Raw genomic sequence first — 16,644 nt, forward strand, 5'->3', positions numbered from 1 at the left:
GCCCGGACGTGTCGTCAGGCCGACCGGTCGAGGGCGCGCAGCGACCGGTCCGTGATCGAACGGGCGCCGCGGCCGATCGCGATGGTGCCGGACTGCACGAGTTCCTTGATGCCGTACGGCTCCAGCATCTTCAGCATCGCGGACAGCTTGTCGCCGGAGCCGGTGGCCTCGATGGTCACGGCCTCCGGGGAGACGTCGACGGTCTTGGCGCGGAACAGCTGGACGATCTCGACGATCTGGCCGCGCGTCTCGTTGTCGGCGCGCACCTTCACCAGGACGAGTTCGCGCTGCACGGCCTGGGCGGGCTCCAGCTCGACGATCTTCAGCACGTTGACGAGCTTGTTGAGCTGCTTGGTCACCTGCTCCAGCGGCAGGTCCTCGACGTTCACCACGATGGTGATGCGGGAGATGTCGGGGTGCTCGGTGACGCCGACCGCGAGCGAGTCGATGTTGAAGCCGCGGCGGGAGAACAGGGCGGCGATCCGGGCGAGGATGCCGGGCGTGTTCTCCACCAGCACGGAGAGCGTGTGCTTGGACATGTCTCGTTCGTCTCTCTCGCTCAGTCGTCTTCGTTGTCGCCGAAGTCGGGGCGGACGTCCCGGGCGGCCATGATCTCGTCGTTGGAGGTGCCGGCGGCGACCATCGGCCAGACCATGGCGTCCTCGTGGACGATGAAGTCGACGACGACGGGGCGGTCGTTGATGGAGTTCGCCTCCTCGATGACCTTGTCGAGGTCGGCCGGGTCCTCGCAGCGGATGGCGTAGCAGCCCATGGCCTCGGCCAGCTTCACGAAGTCGGGGACGCGGGTGCCGGCGCTCGGCGACCTGCCGTCGGCCTCGGGGCCGGAGTGCAGCACGGTGTTGGAGTACCGCTGGTTGTAGAACAGGGTCTGCCACTGGCGGACCATCCCGAGGGCGCCGTTGTTGATGATGGCGACCTTGATCGGGATGTTGTTCAGGGCGCAGGTGGTGAGCTCCTGGTTGGTCATCTGGAAGCAGCCGTCGCCGTCGATCGCCCAGACGGTGCGGTCCGGCGCGCCGGCCTTGGCGCCCATCGCGGCCGGGACCCCGTAGCCCATCGTGCCCGCGCCGCCGGAGTTCAGCCAGGTGGCGGGCTTGTCGTACTGGATGAAGTGCGCGGCCCACATCTGGTGCTGGCCGACGCCCGCCGCGAAGACCGTGCCCTCGGGGGCGAGCTGCCCGATGCGCTCGATGACCTGCTGCGGGGAGAGCGAGCCGTCCCCGGGCTGGTCGTAGCCGAGCGGGTAGGTCTCGCGCCAGCGGTTCAGGTCGTTCCACCAGGCGGTGTAGTCGCCCGTGTGGCCCTCGCTGTGCTCCTTCTGCACGGCCTGGATCAGGTCGGCGATGACCTCGCGGGCGTCGCCGACGATCGGCACGTCGGCGGCGCGGTTCTTGCCGATCTCGGCCGGGTCGATGTCGGCGTGGACGATCTTGGCGTACGGGGCGAAGCTGTCCAGCTTGCCGGTGACGCGGTCGTCGAAGCGGGCGCCGAGGGCGACGATCAGGTCGGCCTTCTGCAGCGCGGTGACGGCGGTGACCGCCCCGTGCATGCCCGGCATCCCCACGTGCAGCGGGTGGCTGTCGGGGAACGCGCCGAGCGCCATCAGGGTGGTGGTGACGGGCGCGCCGGTGAGCTCGGCGAGCACCTTCAGCTCGGCGGTGGCGCCGGCCTTGAGGACGCCGCCGCCGACGTACAGGACGGGCCGCTTGGCGGCGGTGATCAGCTTGGCGGCCTCGCGGATCTGCTTGGCGTGCGGCTTGATGACGGGCCGGTAGCCGGGCAGGTCCATGGTGGGCGGCCAGGAGAAGGTGGTCTGCGCCTGGAGGGCGTCCTTGGCGATGTCGACCAGCACCGGGCCGGGGCGGCCGGTGGAGGCGATGTGGAACGCCTGCGCGATCACCCGGGGGATGTCCTCGGCCTGGGTGACGAGGAAGTTGTGCTTGGTGATCGGCATGGTGATGCCGACGATGTCCGCCTCCTGGAAGGCGTCCGTGCCGATCGACGCGGAGGCGACCTGGCCGGTGATCGCGACCAGCGGCACCGAGTCCATGTGGGCGTTGGCGATCGGCGTGACCAGGTTGGTCGCACCCGGTCCGGAGGTCGCCATGCAGACGCCGACCTTGCCGGTGGCCAGCGCGTAGCCCTCGGCCGCGTGGCCGGCGCCCTGCTCGTGGCGGACCAGGACGTGGCGCACCCGGGTCGAGTCCATCAGCGGGTCGTACGCCGGGAGGATCGCACCGCCGGGGATACCGAATACCGTGTCGGCGCCGACCTCCTCGAGAGAGCGGATGAGGGACTGCGCACCCGTGACGTGCTCGGGGGCGGAGTGCTGTCCTGAGGATCGGGGCCGCGGCTGCGGGTGATGGGCCCCGGTGGCCTGCTCGGTCATCGGCATTCTCTTCTCGATGCTGAGGGTTTTTGCGAAGTTTGGGCGAAGTGCGTCTGCTGCGTGTGCAACAAAAAACCCCTCGTGCCGTAGGGCAAGCGAGGGGAGCGCGCCGGGTGGGGTCGCTGAGCGATCGAGGGCTCAGCGTCAGCCGACGCGCTGTCCAAGTACGAGAATTCGGGTGCGCATGGCATTGACCCTCCCCCCGGCGCGCACTCACTGTCAAGTGGGTGGGACAGGAGTCTCATTATGTGAGCGCAGGGCCGTGCCGCCTCCGAAGACGGTGGACACGTTCGCGCCGGTCGCCCCTCCGGTGTACACCCGCGGGGAGCCCCCGGCGAACGCGGGTTCGGCCGGTTCGTGCGGCACCGGGTAGTGCCCGGTGCCGAGCGCCCGGCGCAGCCGGTACTCGTCCAGCGGCCCGGAGAACGCCATGCCCTGCCCGTGGGTGCAGCCCATCGCGCGCAGCGCGACGACCTGCTCGGGCAGGTCCACGCCTTCGGCCACGGACTGCAGGCCCAGGTCGCCGGCGATGCGCAGCAGCCCGCTGGTGATCTTGTGCAGCCGGGCGGACTCGACGACGCCCTCGACCAGGCCGCGGTCGAGCTTGAGCACGTCGACGGGGAGCCGCCGCAGGGCCGTGATCGCCGCGCAGCCGTTGCCGAACCCGTCGAGCGCGATCCGGACGCCGACCCGCCGCAGCGCGTTCAGGCGGCGCTCCAGCTCCTCCAGGGGGACCCGGTGGTCGATGTCGGTCAGCTCGACGACCAGCGAGCCGGACGGCAGCCCGTGCCGGGTCAGCAGCGCCTCGATCGAGCCGGGCGGCAGGGACCGGTCCAGCAGCGCCCGGGCGCCGGTGCGGACGGCCACGGGGACCGAGAGGCCCGCCGCGTGCCGTTCGGCGGCCTGCTCCACGGCCGCCTCCAGCATCCAGCGGCCCAGCTCGGCGGTCCTGCCGCCGTCGTCGGACGCCCGCAGGAACTCCGCGGGGGTGAAGAGCACCCCTTGGGCGGAGCGCCAGCGCGGGTGGGCGCAGACCGACGTGATCCGGCCGTCCTCCAGGGACACCACCGGCTGGTGGAGCAGGGCGAACTCGCCGTCGTGCAGCGCGGCCCGCAGGCGCGTGGCCAGCTCCGCCTTGCGGACGACGTCCTGCTGCATCTGCGGCTTGTACAGCTCGACGCGGCCCTTGCCGCCGGCCTTGGCGCGGTACATGGCGAGGTCGGCGTTGCGCAGCAGCTCGCCCGCGCCCAGGCCCTGCTCGGCGAAGGCGACGCCGATGGAGGCGTTGACCCGGACATCGTTGCCGTCGATGAGGTACGGCTGCGACAGCGTCCCGCGGAGCCGGTCGGCGAGCTCCAGGATGTGCCGCTCCCGGGCGGCGCGGTCGCGGGTGTTGTCCCCGACGATCAGGGCGGCGAACTCGTCGCCGCCGAGCCGGGAGGCGGTGTCGCCCTGCCGGACGGCGTCCTGGAGCCTGCGGGCGGCCTGCACCAGCAGTTCGTCGCCGGCCTGGTGCCCGATCGTGTCGTTGACGGCCTTGAAGCCGTCGAGGTCGATGAAGAGCACGGCCGTGTTGCGCAGGGCCACGCCCCGGTCGGAGGCGCGGCGGCCGGACAGCGCCTGCTGCACGCGCCGGGTGAACAGCGCCCGGTTGGGCAGGTCGGTGAGCGGGTCGTGCTCGGCGTTGTGCTGCAACTGCGCCTGCAGCCGCACCCGTTCGGTGACGTCCCGGCTGTTGAAGATCAGGCCGCCCTGGTGGCGGTTGACGGTCGACTCGACGTTGAGCCAGCCGCCCGCGCCGGACCGGAAGCGGCACTCGATGCGCGTGGTGGGCTCCTCGACCGGGTCGGCGGCGAGGAAGCGGCGCACCTCGTGCACGACGCAGCCCAGGTCCTCCGGGTGGATCAGGTTGGCCAGTTCCGTGCCCACCAGGTCCTCCGCGGGGCGGCCGTAGACGCCGGCGGCGGCCGGGGAGACGTAGCGGAGGATGCCGTTGGGCGCGGCGATCATGATGACGTCGCTGGAGCCCTGCACCAGGGAGCGGAAGTGGTTCTCCTTCTGCGCCAGTTCCTGGGTGAGGGTGATGTTGTCGAGCAGCATGATGCCCTGCCGCACGACCAGGGCGAGCACCACCGTGCCCCCGGTGATGAGCACCACGCGGTCGACGCTGCGTCCGTTGAGGACGTTGTAGAGGATCCCCAGGGTGCACACCGCGGCCGCGAGGTACGGCGTGAGGGCGGCCAGGGAGCCGGCGATGGGCCGGGCGGCCGGGTAGCGGATCGGGTCGGCGCCCGGTCCGGGCTGCTGGGGGTGCGGTCCGCTGCGCTGCCCGGGCACGTGCTCGTGCACCACGCGGGTGTGGCCCTCGTCCTCCGGCTGCCCGCCGCGGGACCCCGCCCACGGGGCGTACGCCAGCAGCAGCGAGCCGGCGAACCAGCCCGCGTCCAGCAGCTGCCCGGAGCGGTAGTCGTTGTGCAGCAGGGGCGAGGTGAACAGGGCGTCGCACATCACGGTCAGCGCCAGGGCGCCGATCGCGGTGTTGACCGCCGAGCGGTTCACCGCCGAACGCCGGAAGTGCAGCGCGAGCACCATGCTGACCAGGGCGATGTCGAGCAGCGGGTAGGCCAGCGACAGCGCGGTGTGCGCCACGCCGGGCCCCTCCGACTTGGCCGCCTGGGCGAGCGCCAGGCTCCAGGCGAGGGTGAGCAGCGAGCCGCCGATCAGCCACGCGTCCAGGGCGAGGCAGCCCCAGCCGGCCTTCGTCACCGGCCGCTTGGCGAGCACCAGGAGTCCCACGATGGCGGGCGGCGCGAAGCAGAGGAAGAACAGGTCGGCGTAGCTGGGGCTGGGCACGGGCTGCCCGAGGACCACCTCGTACCAGCCCCAGACCAGGTTGCCCAGGGCCGCCATCGCCGAGGAGAGGCCGAACAGCAGCCAGGCGGAGCGGAAGCGGGTGCGGCGCCTGCGGGCGTACAGGGCGCAGGAGACGGCGGCGGTGCCCGCCGCGGCGCTCAGCCCGAAGTCGCCCATGACCAGCGCGAGTTGCCGGGAGCCCCAGCCGAGCGCGGAGCCGACGGCGTAGGCCCCGCAGACCAGGGCCAGGACGAGCTGGGGGACCGGGCCCGGCCGGGGGCCGGAGGCCGGCGGCAGGGGCAGCAGCGTCTTCGGCGAAGGCTGCGTCCGCAGCGTTCCGTCGAGGGTCGGGGTGGGGGAGGGCGCGCTCACCGGTCCCTCCCGCTCCGCGTCGCACCCGGGCCCCGCGGGTCCCGGTGCGCCGGCTGGGCCTGCCGCTTGCGGCTGCCGTGCCTGCGGTGGTGGTGGCCGTGGTTGGTGTGGTGGCCGTCGTGGTGCGTGTGGCGGCCGCCGACGGTGCCGTGACGACCGCGTCTGCGCGCGGCGGTGCGCCAGGTTCGCAGCCGGTGACTCCGCCGCGTCGGATCGCTCGTCCCTTGACCGTGCATCGCCCGTCGCCCCCCTCACAGTCTGAAGTCCGTCCCCGGCGCCGAACGGTGCGCGGCGCAGCCCCTGTCGGGACGATACACCAGTCTCGTCACTCAGGGACATAGGTTCTCTACTCTCCGTGACGATCAGCTGATATGCGAGTACCCGCCGCGTCCGGAAGGTCGCGGACGGTACTCGAAGCGCGTCACGCGCGGGGCGCACCCGTCGTCAGGATCACGTTCCGCAGCGGCTCCCGGTTCACGAACCGGGACAGCTGGTCCGCCAGCAGCCGCGCGGCACGCGGCGGGAAGGCCGAGGTGGGACCGCCCGCGTGCGGGCTGACGAGCACGCCCGGCGCCCGCCACAGGGGGTGGTCGCGGGGCAGCGGCTCGGGGTCGGTGACGTCGAGGGCCGCGGTGAGCCGGCCGCTCTCCACCTCCGCGAGCAGGGCCTTGGTGTCGACGACGGGCCCGCGGGCGACGTTCACCAGCAGCGCGCCGTCCTTCATCCGCGCCAGGAAACCGGAGTCGACCAGGCCACGGGTGTCCTCGGTCAGCGGCGTGGAGAGGATGACGACGTCCGCCTCCGGGAGCAGGGAGGGCAGGGCGGTGAGCGGATGCACCGGACCGCGCGCCGTGGTGCGCTCGGAGCGCGCGACGCGCGCCACCCGCGCCACCTCGAAGGGAACGAGCCGGTCCTCGATCGCCGCGCCGATGGAGCCGTACCCGACGATGAGCACGTTCTTGTCGGCCAGGGCCGGCCGGAACCCGCCCAGCCACTCCCCCCGGTCCTGCGCGCGGACGAAGTCCGGGATGCCGCGCAGCGACGCCAGGACGAGCGCGAGGGTGAGCTCGGCGGTGCTCGCCTCGTGGACCCCGCGGGCGTTGCACAGCCGCACCCCGTCGCGCAGGTCCCGCAAGCCGGGCTCCACGTGGTCTATGCCGGCCGACAGGGTCTGCACGACCTGCACCGAGCTCATCAGGGGGAGCGGCCGTACGCACAGCGGGCTGGGCTTCATGTAGGGGACGACGTAGAAGGCGCAGTCGGCCGGGTCCGCGGGGAAGTCCCCGGACCCGTCCCAGAAGCGGTACGCCGGCCCCTCGGGGAGCCCTTCGATCTCGTCCGGCGGGATGGGCAGCCACACGTCAGCAGTCATGCTCCGGAGGCTATGTCAGGAGCGTATGACGGCAGAGGTTAGGTTGGGGTGGCCGTACGAGGGAGGGTCACGACCAGGTGGAGCGCAGGACGATCGGCGCGGGGGCGCTCGCGGTGGGGGCCGTCGGACTCGGGTGCATGCCGATGAGCTGGGCGTACAGCGCGTCGCGCCGGCGCGGCGACGAGTCGCTCAGGGCGGTGCACCGGGCCCTCGACCTGGGTGCGTCCCTGCTGGACACCGCGGACATGTACGGGCCGTTCACCAACGAGCTGCTGGTGGGGCGGGCCGTGAAGGAGCGGCGGGCCGACGCCTTCGTGTCGACCAAGGTCGGGCTGCTGGTCGGCGACCAGCACATCGTGGCCAACGGCCGCCCGGGATACGTCAGACGGGCCTGCGACGCCTCCCTGCGCCGGCTCCAGACCGACGTCATCGACCTCTACCAGCTGCACCGCGCCGATCCCGAGGTGCCGGTCGAGGAGACCTGGGGCGCGATGGCGGAGCTGGTCCGGGCCGGGAAGGTGCGGGCGCTGGGGCTGTGCGCGGTGGGCGCGCGGTCGGCGCGGCGGCCGGGGGCCCGGCTGCACGACGCGACGATCCGCCAGCTGGAACGGGTGCAGCAGGTCTTCCCGGTGACCGCGGTGGAGGCGGAGCTGTCGGTGTGGTCGCCGGAGGCCCTGGAGGCGCTGCTGCCGTGGTGCGAGGCGCGCGGGGTCGGCTTCCTCGCCGCGATGCCCCTCGGCAACGGCTTCCTGACGGGCACGCTGACCCCGGGCGAGGGCTTCGAGGCGGACGACCCGCGGGCCCGGCACCCGCGGTTCACGGCCGAGATGATGGCCGCCAACCAGCCGATCGTGGTGGGGCTGCGGCGGATCGCCGCCCGGCACGGCGCGCACGTCACCCCGGCCCAGGTGGCGCTGGCGTGGGTGCTCGCGCAGGGTCCGCACGTGGTCCCGGTGCCCGGGACCAAGCAGGAGCGGTGGGTCGCGCAGAACGCGGCCGCGGCGGAACTGCGGCTGACGGCCGAGGACCTGGCCGAGGTGGCGGAGCTGCCGGCGGCGCAGGGGTCGTGGGACTGAGGGGCCCGCGCCGGTGCGGGGGCCGGCGGTTCGGTTTTCCGCCGACCGGGAACCTGTGGGGCGCGGGCGGTGTAAGACAGGGAGAACCCGCCCGCGTCGAAGGGACCATGATCGTGCAACGTCGAGCCGTGCCGGCCGCGATGGCCGTCGCCGCGCTCCTGCTGACGGCCGGCTGCTCCTCCGACGGCGGAGGAGCGGCGGGCGGCGAGCGGAGCGCCTCCCCCAGCCGTACGGCACCGCCGTCGTCCCCGCCGCGGCAGGCCGCCGAGGAGACCCCGCCCGCCAAGGGCTCGGCGGAGGTGGTCCGGACCGTCGCCACGGGCCTGCGGACGCCGTGGGGCCTCGCCCCGCTGCCGGGCGGCGGCCTGCTGGTCTCCTCCCGGGACGACGGGACGATCGTCCGGATCGACGAGAAGACCGGGAAGAAGACCGAACTGGGCGAGGTGCCGGGGGTCTCCCCGGCCGGCGAGGGCGGCCTGCTCGGCATCGCCCTCTCCCCCGACTACGCCTCGGACCACATGGTCTACGCCTACTTCACCTCCGCCTCGGACAACCGCGTCGTCCGCATGCTCCACGACGAGGACAAGCCCCCCGGCGAGCAGCTCGGCGCGCCCGACACGGTCTTCAGGGGCATCCCCAAGGGCGTGATCCACAACGGCGGCCGGATCGCCTTCGGCCCGGACCGGATGCTGTACGTGGGCACCGGCGAGAGCGGCGACACCGGGCTGTCCCAGGACAAGGAGTCCACCGGCGGCAAGATCCTGCGCCTCACCCCGGACGGCGACCCGGCCCCCGGCAACCCGTTCCCGGACTCCCCTGTCCTCTCCTACGGCCACCGCAACGTGCAGGGCCTGGACTGGGACGCGAAACAGCGGCTCTTCGCCGCGGAGTTCGGCCAGGACACCTGGGACGAGCTGAACGCGATCGAGCCGGGCGGCAACTACGGCTGGCCGCGGACCGAGGGCCGGTCCGGCGACGAGGGCCTGCGCGACCCGGTGGCGCAGTGGAGCACCGACGAGGCCTCCCCCAGCGGCATCGCCTACGCCGAGGGCTCGGTCTGGATGGCCGGTCTGCGCGGCCAGCGCCTGTGGCGCGTGCCCCTGGACGGCACGCGGGCGTCGGCGGAGCCGCAGGCCTTCCTGGAGGGCGAGTACGGCCGGCTGCGGTCGGTGGCCGCGGCGGGCGGCGACCGGCTGTGGGTCACGACCAGCAACACCGACGGCCGCGGCGACCCCGGGGAGGCGGACGACCGCGTCCTGGAGGTGCGGGTGAGGTAGCCGGCCCGTCGCCCGCCCGGCCGCCGGGCCCGGTCTCCGGGCGGGCGGACGGCGGCCTTCCCGGACGTGCGGCCCGCGTCCCGGATCACCGTCCCCGGCGTCCCCGCGGGCCGGCTCCGGCCGGTTCCGCCCGTCGGGGGTGTGCCCGCGGCCCGGTGCGAGCGGGTCTTCCGGGCCGGCGGACACGAAAGCCCCCGGGCCGCGGCGTCCCTCGCGGCGCGGTCCTCAGCCCGCCGTCCGCGCGGTGAGCGTTCCGGCCGGGAACAGTCCCCGCCGGTGGGCCACCGCCGCCGCCTCGCCCCGGCCCGAGACGCCCAGCTTGGCGAGGATGCGGGAGACGTGGACGCTCGCCGTCTTCGGCGAGATGAAGAGCTCCTCGGCGATCTGGCGGTTGGTGCGGCCGGCGGCGACCAGGCGCAGGACGTCGCGTTCCCGGCTGGTCAGGCCGAGGGCCTCGGCGGGGTCGGCGGGGGCCGGGGAGCGGCCGGACGCGCGGCCGAGCGGGAGGCGGGCGCGCCGGGCGAGCAGCGCGGCGGCGTCGGCGAGCGGCCGGGCGCCGAGGTGGCCGGCGACCGCGTGGGCGAGGCGGAGCAGTTCCGTGGCCCGGGCCCGCTCGTCCTCCCCGGCTCCGCGGACCAGCAGCGCCTCGGCCAGGCGCAGCCGGACGCGGGCGAGGTCGTAGGGCCGCTCCAGGGGTTCCACCGCGGCGACGGCCGCGCTCCACTCGTCCGGCGGGACGCGGCCCTCGGCGCGCAGGAGCTCCGCGCGCAGCCACTGGTCGTATGCCTTCCATACGGGGACGCCCGTGGTGAGGGTCTTCGCGGCCGCGCGCAGGCGGCGCACGGTCTCCGGGCGGCCGGGCTCGGTGGCCGGGTTCCCGAAGCCGTCGGCCTCGGCGGTCGCGGCGGTGAGCAGCAGCGGCCAGCCGTAGCGCTGGGTGCCGGGCGGGAAACCGGCGTCCAGGACGGCGAGCAGTTCGGCGCGGGCGTCGGGCAGGCGGCCCTCGGCGGCGGCCAGGCCGATGGCGAGGCAGCTCATCGGCAGGGTGTACTGCGGCATGGGGTCGTGGGTGCCGAAGCAGGAGCGGGCGGCGCCCAGGTGGCGGGCGGCCGCCGCGAGGTCGCCCCGGTCGAGGGCGAGGTGGGCCAGGCGCAGCAGTCCCCCGGTGCGCGGCTTGGCGCTGTGCTCGGCGCGCTGCGCGTGGGCCGCGGCCTCGGCCGCCTCGTCCCAGCGGCCGAGCACGTGCAGCGATTCGGCGAGGTTGCCCCACACCCACCCGTCGGAGTCCAGCCGGCCCAGCCGGCGGGTGAACGCCACGCCCTCCCGCAGGATGCCGACGGCCTCCTCCGAGCGGCCGACGCCCTCCAGGATCGAGGGGAGGTTGATGTAGGCGCGGCTCAGCACCCCGGTCGCGCCCAGATCCGCGGCCCGGTCCTTGACCCGGTACATCTCGGCGAGCCCGGCCTCGATGTCGCCGGCGTCGACGATCAGGCCGCCGAGGGTGAGCCGGGCGTTCAGCTCGGTGTGGTGGGCGCCGACCATGCGGGCGTACTCGACGGCGCGTTCGGCGGCGGCCATGGTGGCGCCGCCCGGCTCGTGCAGCATCGACCAGGTCGCGACCATGGCGAGCACCTCGGCGTGCACCTCGGACGGGGGCAGCCCGCGCACCAGGTCCTGGGCGGTGGCGAGTTCCGCCCAGCCGTCGCCGCGGGCCAGGCCCTGCACCAGCCGGGAGCGCTGGCTCCAGAACCAGGCGGCGCGCACCGGGTCCGGTTCCTCGTCCAGGAGCCGCAGCGCCCGCTTGGTGATCTTCAGGGCGCGCTCGCGCTCCGCGCACAGCCGTCCGGCGACGGCGGCCTCGGCCATCAGGTCCAGGTAGCGCAGCGGGGTGGTGGCCGGGTCGCCGCCGCTGGGCGGGTAGGCCTCGGTGTAGTCGGCCGGGCGCAGGGTCCCCCGCACGTCGGCGGGGGCCGCGTCCCACAGGTCCATGGCCCTCTCCAGCAGCCGCAGTTGCTCGGTGTAGGCGTGGCGGCGGCGGGCCTCGACGGAGGCGTCCAGGACGGCGGGCAGGGCCTTGGCGGCGTCGTGGGCGTGGTACCAGTAGCTGGCCAGGCGCATCGCCCGCTCGTCGGCGGGCACGAGCGTCGGGTCGGCCTCCAGGGCCTCGGCGTAGCGGCGGTTGAGGCGGGAGCGTTCGCCGGGCAGCAGGTCGTCGCTGACGGCCTCGCGGACCAGGGAGTGGCGGAAGCGGTAGCCGTCGCCGCCGGGCGCGGCGAGCAGGATGTTGGCGTTGACGGCGGCCCGCAGCGCCTCGATGAGGTCGTCCTCGGCGAGCCGGGCGACGGCGGCCAGCAGCCGGTACTCGACGGTGGAGCCGCCCTCGGCGACGATCCGGGCGACCCGCTGGGCGCTCTCCGGCAGGGCCTCCACGCGGACCAGCAGCAGGTCGCGCAGGGAGTCGGTGAGACCGGTGGAACAGCCCTGGCGGGCGGCGACGGCGAGTTCCTCCACGAAGAAGGCGTTGCCGTCGGAGCGTTCGAAGATCTCGTCGACCTGCTCGGGCCGGGGTTCCCGGGCGAGGATGCCGGCGATCTGGCGGCCGACCTCGTCGCGGGTGAAGCGGCCGAGTTCGATGCGGCGGACCGTGCGCAGCCGGTCGAGTTCGGCGAGCAGGGGGCGCAGCGGATGGCGGCGGTGGATGTCGTCGGAGCGGTAGGTGGCGAGGACGACGAGGCGTCCGGTGCGCAGTGTGCGGAAGAGGTAGGCGAGCAGGTGGCGGGTGGAGGCGTCGGCCCAGTGCAGGTCCTCCAGGACCAGCAGCACGGGGCGGTCGGCGGCGACGTGCTCCAGCAGCCGGGCGGTCAGCTCGAAGAGGCGGGCCATGCCCTCCTCGTCGTCCCGGGCCCCGCCGCGGACCGCGGCGGAGCCGAGTTCGGGCAGCAGGCGGGCGAGTTCCTCCTCCTGCCCGGCGGCCTCGGTGGCGAGCAGGCCGGGCAGCTCGCGGCGCAGGGCGCGCAGGGCGGTGGAGAAGGGCGCGAAGGGCAGCCCGTCGGCGCCGATCTCGACGCAGCCGCCGAGCGCGACGACCGCGCCGCGGCGGCGGGCGGCGTCGGCGAACTCCTCGACGAGGCGGGTCTTGCCGACGCCGGCCTCCCCGCCGAGCAGCAGCGCCTGCGGCTCGCCCGCCGCCGCCCGGGTGAGCGCGTCGTTCAGCGTGTCCAGTTCGCCGGCGCGGCCGACGAACACGGGACTGACGGACCTGGTCTCCACGGCCCCGAGCATCGCACGCGACGCCGACGGCCCGGCACTGCTTTTCGGCGCGGGGGCCGCCGCGGGCGTGCGCGGGCGGAGCACGGCAGCGGCTCCCGTGCTCCGCCCGGCGTCCCGCGCCCCCGGCCCGCCGGTCACGCCGCGCGGGCGAACCGGTGGCGGCGGGAGCGGCGGGTATGGCTCTCCGCCTCGGCGGCGTGCGGGGCGGCGTCCCGGCGGGCGAGGAGGGCCTGCCGGACCAGCCGCTGCCGCTCGGCGCGGCGGACGAGGTCGGCGGAGCGGAGCTGGTGCAGCTCGTAGTCGTACACGGTGTCTCCCCTGGTGACGGCGGGTGCCGGCCGTGGCCGGCGGTGGTGCCTCCACCTTCGTCGTACGGGCGGGGCCGCCGCATCGGGAGGGTTCCGCATCTTCGCCCGGGCCGGGGGCCTTACCGGGGCCTCGGACACGCGTAAGGGGCCTCGCGGTCTCCGTAAGGTGCTTACGGAGACCGCGGACCCCTCGGTCACGGCCGGCTCAGCTCGCCGACGGCAGACCCAGCAGGACGTCGGTGTACTTCAGGACGGCCAGGAACAGGCCGATCACCCCGAGCGTGAGACCGGCCCAGGCGACCGACTTGATCCAGGCGGCCTGCGGCCGGCCGGGCGCTCCGAAGGCGGGCCGGGCCAGCACCACGGCGGCGACGACCAGCGCGACCAGCGCGAACAGGCCGGCCCACAGCGCGGAGGTCTTCCAGGCGTCGCCGTAGACCTCCTTGATCTGCTGGGCGACGCCCGCGGAGGACGAGGTCTCCAGCTGGCCGATCAGGGTCTCGCGCGCGGCGGCCACCGTGCCGATCCAGCTGCCGGTCAGCGAGACGACGCCGAGCGCCACGGACAGGATCGCGCCGGCGCCCTGCCCGACTCCGGGGGCCCCCTCCTCACGTCCGGCCCGCTCGCCGTCCCCGTCGGCGGCCTCGGCCGGTTCCCCGGACTCCGTCGCCTCGTCGGCCGTGGTCGCCTCGTCGGCGCCGGTCACCTCGTCGGACTGGGCGGCCTTGCCGGCCTCGGTCTCGTCCACTGTCTTCGTTCCCATGTCTCGCACCGTACGGACGCTCTCTGAGAGGTTGCTTAACGGTCGTTGTGAGCGGCACGCGCGCGGGCCGCCCGCCACTCCGGCGCGAGGACCGACCACACCTCGAGGTCGTGCCGCACGCCGTGGTGGAGATGGGCCTCGCGCCGCACCCCGTCCCGGGTCATGCCGAGCCGCCGGGCCACGTCGAGGCTGGGCCGGTTGCCGGAGGCGGCGACCCATTCGACGCGGTGGATGCCGCGTCCCTCGACCGCCCAGTCCAGGAGCACCCGCATGGCCCGTGTGACCAGGCCGCGCCCGGTGGCGGCGGGCTCCAGCCAGCAGCCGACCTCGCAGGTGCGCTGCGCCGCGTCGAAGTTGAGGAACAGCACTCCTCCCACCAGTGTGCCCTCCAGCCACAGGCCGTGCAGGGAGCCGGTGTCGGCCGCGCGCATGTCGGCGTACCGCTGGAGGACCTCCCGCGCGCCGGCCACGTCCGTGGCCCGGGAGCCGAACGGCACGTACTGGTTGATGAACTCCCGGCCCCGCTCCAGGTGCGCCAGGAACTCCTCGGCCCGCCAGGGCTCCAGGGGCCGCAGTTCGGCGCCGTCGTCACCCAGGGGTATCGCGTACATCGCGCGTGCGCTCCTCTTCCGCCAGGACGTCCGCCACCTCGGCGTCCGCCGCGGCGGCCAGCCTCTCATGGGCGGTCCGGGCCTCGGGCGGTTCGATGCTGATGCGCGGCAGGCGCCGGTCGAGCCAGCGGGGCAGCCACCAGTTGGCGCCGCCGAGCAGGTGCATCAGGGCGGGCACGAGGAGGGTGCGCAGGACGAAGGCGTCCAGGGCGACGGCGGAGGCCAGCGCGATGCCGAACATGGCGATCACGCGGTCCCCGCTGAGGACGAAGGCGAGGAAGACCGCGATCATGATGACGGCCGCGGAGTTGATCACGCGGCTGGTCTCGGCGAGGCCGACCCGCACCGCGCGCCGGTTGTCGCCGGTCTCCAGCCACTCCTCGTACATCCGGCTGACCAGGAACACCTGGTAGTCCATGGACAGGCCGAACAGGACCGACACCATGATCACGGGCAGGAAGGGCTCGATCGGCCCGGCGCTGCCCAGGCCGAGCGGTTCGCTGCCCCAGCCCCACTGGAAGACCGCGACGACGACGCCGAAGGCGGCGGCCACGGCGGCGACGTTCATCGCGGCGGCCTTCAGCGGGATGCCGACGGACCGGAAGGCGAGCAGGAGCAGCAGGCAGCCCAGGCCGATGACGACGCCGACGAAGACGGGCAGCTTGTCCACGATGACGGCGGCGAAGTCGTCGTAGCCGGCCGTCACGCCGCCGACCTGCACGTCGAGCGAGGTGCCGGCCTCGGCGCGCGGCAGCACCTCGGCGCGCAGCCGGTCGACGAGCTCGCTGGTCCGCTCGGACTGCGGGGCGGACTCCGGTACGACGGTGAGGTACGCGGTGCGGCCGCCCGAGCCGTACGTCGCCGGTGTCACCGACGCGACGTCGCCGGTGGCGCGCAGCGCGCTGTCGAGGTTGTCGAGGGCGAGCCGGTCCTCGGCGCCGTGCACCTTCGTGACGAGGGTGAGGGGGCCGTTGACCCCGGGGCCGAAGCCGTCGGCGAGGAGGTCGTAGGCCCGGCGGGTGGTGGACGTCCCGGGGTCGTTGCCCTGGTCGGAGGTGCCCAGGTGCAGGGAGAAGGCGGGCAGCGCGAGGACGGTCATGACGGCCAGGGCGAGCGCGCCGAGCGCCTTGGGGCGGCGCTCCACGAACGCCGACCAGCGGGCGGCGAACCCGGTCGGGAGCTCGGGCTCGGGCCCGTGCCGCGCGAGCCGCCGCCGCTCGCGCCGGTTCAGGGCGCGCATGCCGATGAGGGAGAGCAGGGCGGGCAGCAGGGTGACGGAGGCCGCGACCGTCAGGACCACGGTCAGGCAGGCGGCGACGGCCACGCCGTCGAGGAAGCCCAGCCGCAGGATCAGCATGCCCAGCAGGGCGATGCACACGGTGGCGCCCGCGAACACCACCGCGCGTCCGGTGGTCGCCACGGCGTGGGTGGCGGCCTCGGCGACCGGCAGGCCGCGTTTGAGTCCGCGCCGGTGCCGGGTGACGATGAACAGCGCGTAGTCGATGCCCACGCCCAGCCCGATGAGCATGCCGAGCATGGGCGCGAAGTCGGCCACGGTCATGGCGTGGCCGAGCAGCACGATCCCGGCGTAGGCGGTGCCGACGCCGACCAGCGCGGTGGCGATGGGCAGCAGCGAGGCCGCCAGGGAGCCGAAGGCCAGGAAGAGCACGACCGCGGCGGCGGCCACGCCGACGGCCTCGGCGAGGTGCCCGCCGGAGGTGGGGCTGCCCGCGACGGCGGCGCCGCCCACCTCGACCCGCAGGCCGTCGCCCGCGGCGGCCCGGGCGGCGCCGACGACGGCGGCGGCCTCGCGCTCGGAGACGTCCCCGGCCCGCTCGGCGAAGGTGACCGTGGCGTACGCGGTCCGGCCGTCCTCGCTGATCCGGCCGGCGCCCCGGTGGCCGTGGGGGCCGGTCACGGCGGCCACGCCGGGCAGGTCCCGCACCCGGTCCAGGGCGCGGCCCATGTCCTGTTCGACGTCGGCGGCGCGGACCGTGCCGGACGGGGTGTGCCACACGACGGTGACGCTGTCGCCGCCCAGGCCGGGGAAGCCGTCGTGCAGCAGCCGGGCGGCCCGGCCGGACTCGGTGCCGGGCACGTCGTAGTCGTTCGAGTACGCGGCCCCGGCGACGGCGGCGGCGGCCGCGGCCCCGCCGAAGGCGGCGAGCCACAGCAGGACGGCGACCAGGCGGTGCTGGACGCACCAGCGTGCAAGAGCTGCCACGGACGAGCTCCCAGAGTTGCTTTCGTGGATCTTTGGCCGGGAACAGTCGTTCATGAAGAGAACAGCCCGCAAAGAACGCATGAGCGATGTCCGGCCACTCTTGCAGGC

At 74.5% G+C, this 16,644-nt stretch carries 11 protein-coding genes; 2 read left to right on the plus strand and 9 right to left on the minus strand.

Annotated features, from left to right (window positions below; genetic code table 11):
* Positions 1-14: 14 nt before the first annotated feature.
* The 4 genes from ilvN to ACIF8T_RS17140 all read right to left on the minus strand — a co-directional run bounded on the left by ilvN (position 15) and on the right by ACIF8T_RS17140 (position 7,007).
* Positions 15-539 (minus strand): acetolactate synthase small subunit, encoded by a 525-nt coding sequence (ilvN, locus tag ACIF8T_RS17125; RefSeq protein WP_400035739.1) that lies wholly within the window; start codon positions 537-539, stop codon positions 15-17.
* Between the two features lie 20 nt (positions 540-559).
* On the minus strand, positions 560-2,416 hold the full coding sequence (locus tag ACIF8T_RS17130; protein WP_400035741.1) for an acetolactate synthase large subunit: 1,857 nt from the start codon (positions 2,414-2,416) through the stop codon (positions 560-562).
* Positions 2,417-2,629: 213 nt separating this feature from the next.
* Positions 2,630-5,635: a putative bifunctional diguanylate cyclase/phosphodiesterase gene (locus tag ACIF8T_RS17135; protein WP_400035743.1), complete on the minus strand. Its 3,006-nt coding sequence runs from the start codon at positions 5,633-5,635 to the stop codon at positions 2,630-2,632.
* 421 nt (positions 5,636-6,056) lie between these two features.
* Complete coding sequence (locus ACIF8T_RS17140; RefSeq protein ID WP_400035745.1) at positions 6,057-7,007, minus strand: 2-hydroxyacid dehydrogenase; 951 nt, start codon at positions 7,005-7,007, stop codon at positions 6,057-6,059.
* 77 nt (positions 7,008-7,084) lie between these two features.
* Here ACIF8T_RS17140 and ACIF8T_RS17145 point away from each other — a divergent pair, with 77 nt between their 5' ends.
* Entirely contained in the window at positions 7,085-8,083 is a 999-nt protein-coding gene (locus ACIF8T_RS17145; RefSeq protein ID WP_400035747.1) for an aldo/keto reductase, read from the plus strand.
* 107 nt (positions 8,084-8,190) lie between these two features.
* Complete coding sequence (locus tag ACIF8T_RS17150; RefSeq protein WP_400035749.1) at positions 8,191-9,360, plus strand: PQQ-dependent sugar dehydrogenase; 1,170 nt, start codon at positions 8,191-8,193, stop codon at positions 9,358-9,360.
* Positions 9,361-9,585: 225 nt separating this feature from the next.
* On the opposite strand, the gene ACIF8T_RS17155 is transcribed toward ACIF8T_RS17150, so the two are convergent.
* The 5 genes from ACIF8T_RS17155 to ACIF8T_RS17175 all read right to left on the minus strand — a co-directional run bounded on the left by ACIF8T_RS17155 (position 9,586) and on the right by ACIF8T_RS17175 (position 16,536).
* Positions 9,586-12,642 carry an AAA family ATPase gene (locus tag ACIF8T_RS17155; RefSeq protein WP_400035751.1) on the minus strand — a complete coding sequence of 1,019 codons (3,057 nt, stop codon included), beginning with the start codon at positions 12,640-12,642 and terminating at the stop codon, positions 9,586-9,588.
* Positions 12,643-12,764: 122 nt separating this feature from the next.
* Entirely contained in the window at positions 12,765-12,938 is a 174-nt protein-coding gene (locus ACIF8T_RS17160; protein ID WP_400035753.1) for a hypothetical protein, read from the minus strand.
* A 205-nt stretch (positions 12,939-13,143) separates the two neighbouring features.
* On the minus strand, positions 13,144-13,701 hold the full coding sequence (locus tag ACIF8T_RS17165; RefSeq protein ID WP_400035755.1) for a hypothetical protein: 558 nt from the start codon (positions 13,699-13,701) through the stop codon (positions 13,144-13,146).
* Positions 13,702-13,736: 35 nt separating this feature from the next.
* Positions 13,737-14,312: a GNAT family N-acetyltransferase gene (locus ACIF8T_RS17170; protein ID WP_400035757.1), complete on the minus strand. Its 576-nt coding sequence runs from the start codon at positions 14,310-14,312 to the stop codon at positions 13,737-13,739.
* Positions 14,290-16,536, minus strand: coding sequence for an MMPL family transporter (locus tag ACIF8T_RS17175; RefSeq protein ID WP_400035759.1), 2,247 nt, complete (start codon positions 16,534-16,536; stop codon positions 14,290-14,292). The genes ACIF8T_RS17170 and ACIF8T_RS17175 overlap by 23 nt, the downstream gene beginning before the upstream one ends.
* Positions 16,537-16,644: the final 108 nt, after the last annotated feature.

The organism is Streptomyces sp. NPDC085946 (assembly GCF_044540485.1).
In the GTDB taxonomy this organism is placed as follows: domain Bacteria; phylum Actinomycetota; class Actinomycetes; order Streptomycetales; family Streptomycetaceae; genus Streptomyces.

Excerpts from the sequence above, each read along its gene's own strand:
- ilvN (WP_400035739.1), bottom strand. The coding sequence starts at position 539 with ATGTCCAAGCACACGCTCTCCGTGCTGGTGGAGAACACGCCCGGCATC.
- ACIF8T_RS17170 (WP_400035757.1), bottom strand. The coding sequence starts at position 14,312 with ATGTACGCGATACCCCTGGGTGACGACGGCGCCGAACTGCGGCCCCTG.
- ACIF8T_RS17140 (WP_400035745.1), bottom strand. The coding sequence starts at position 7,007 with ATGACTGCTGACGTGTGGCTGCCCATCCCGCCGGACGAGATCGAAGGG.
- ACIF8T_RS17130 (WP_400035741.1), bottom strand. The coding sequence starts at position 2,416 with ATGCCGATGACCGAGCAGGCCACCGGGGCCCATCACCCGCAGCCGCGG.
- ACIF8T_RS17165 (WP_400035755.1), bottom strand. The coding sequence starts at position 13,701 with ATGGGAACGAAGACAGTGGACGAGACCGAGGCCGGCAAGGCCGCCCAG.
- ACIF8T_RS17150 (WP_400035749.1), top strand. The coding sequence starts at position 8,191 with ATGATCGTGCAACGTCGAGCCGTGCCGGCCGCGATGGCCGTCGCCGCG.
- ACIF8T_RS17155 (WP_400035751.1), bottom strand. The coding sequence starts at position 12,642 with ATGCTCGGGGCCGTGGAGACCAGGTCCGTCAGTCCCGTGTTCGTCGGC.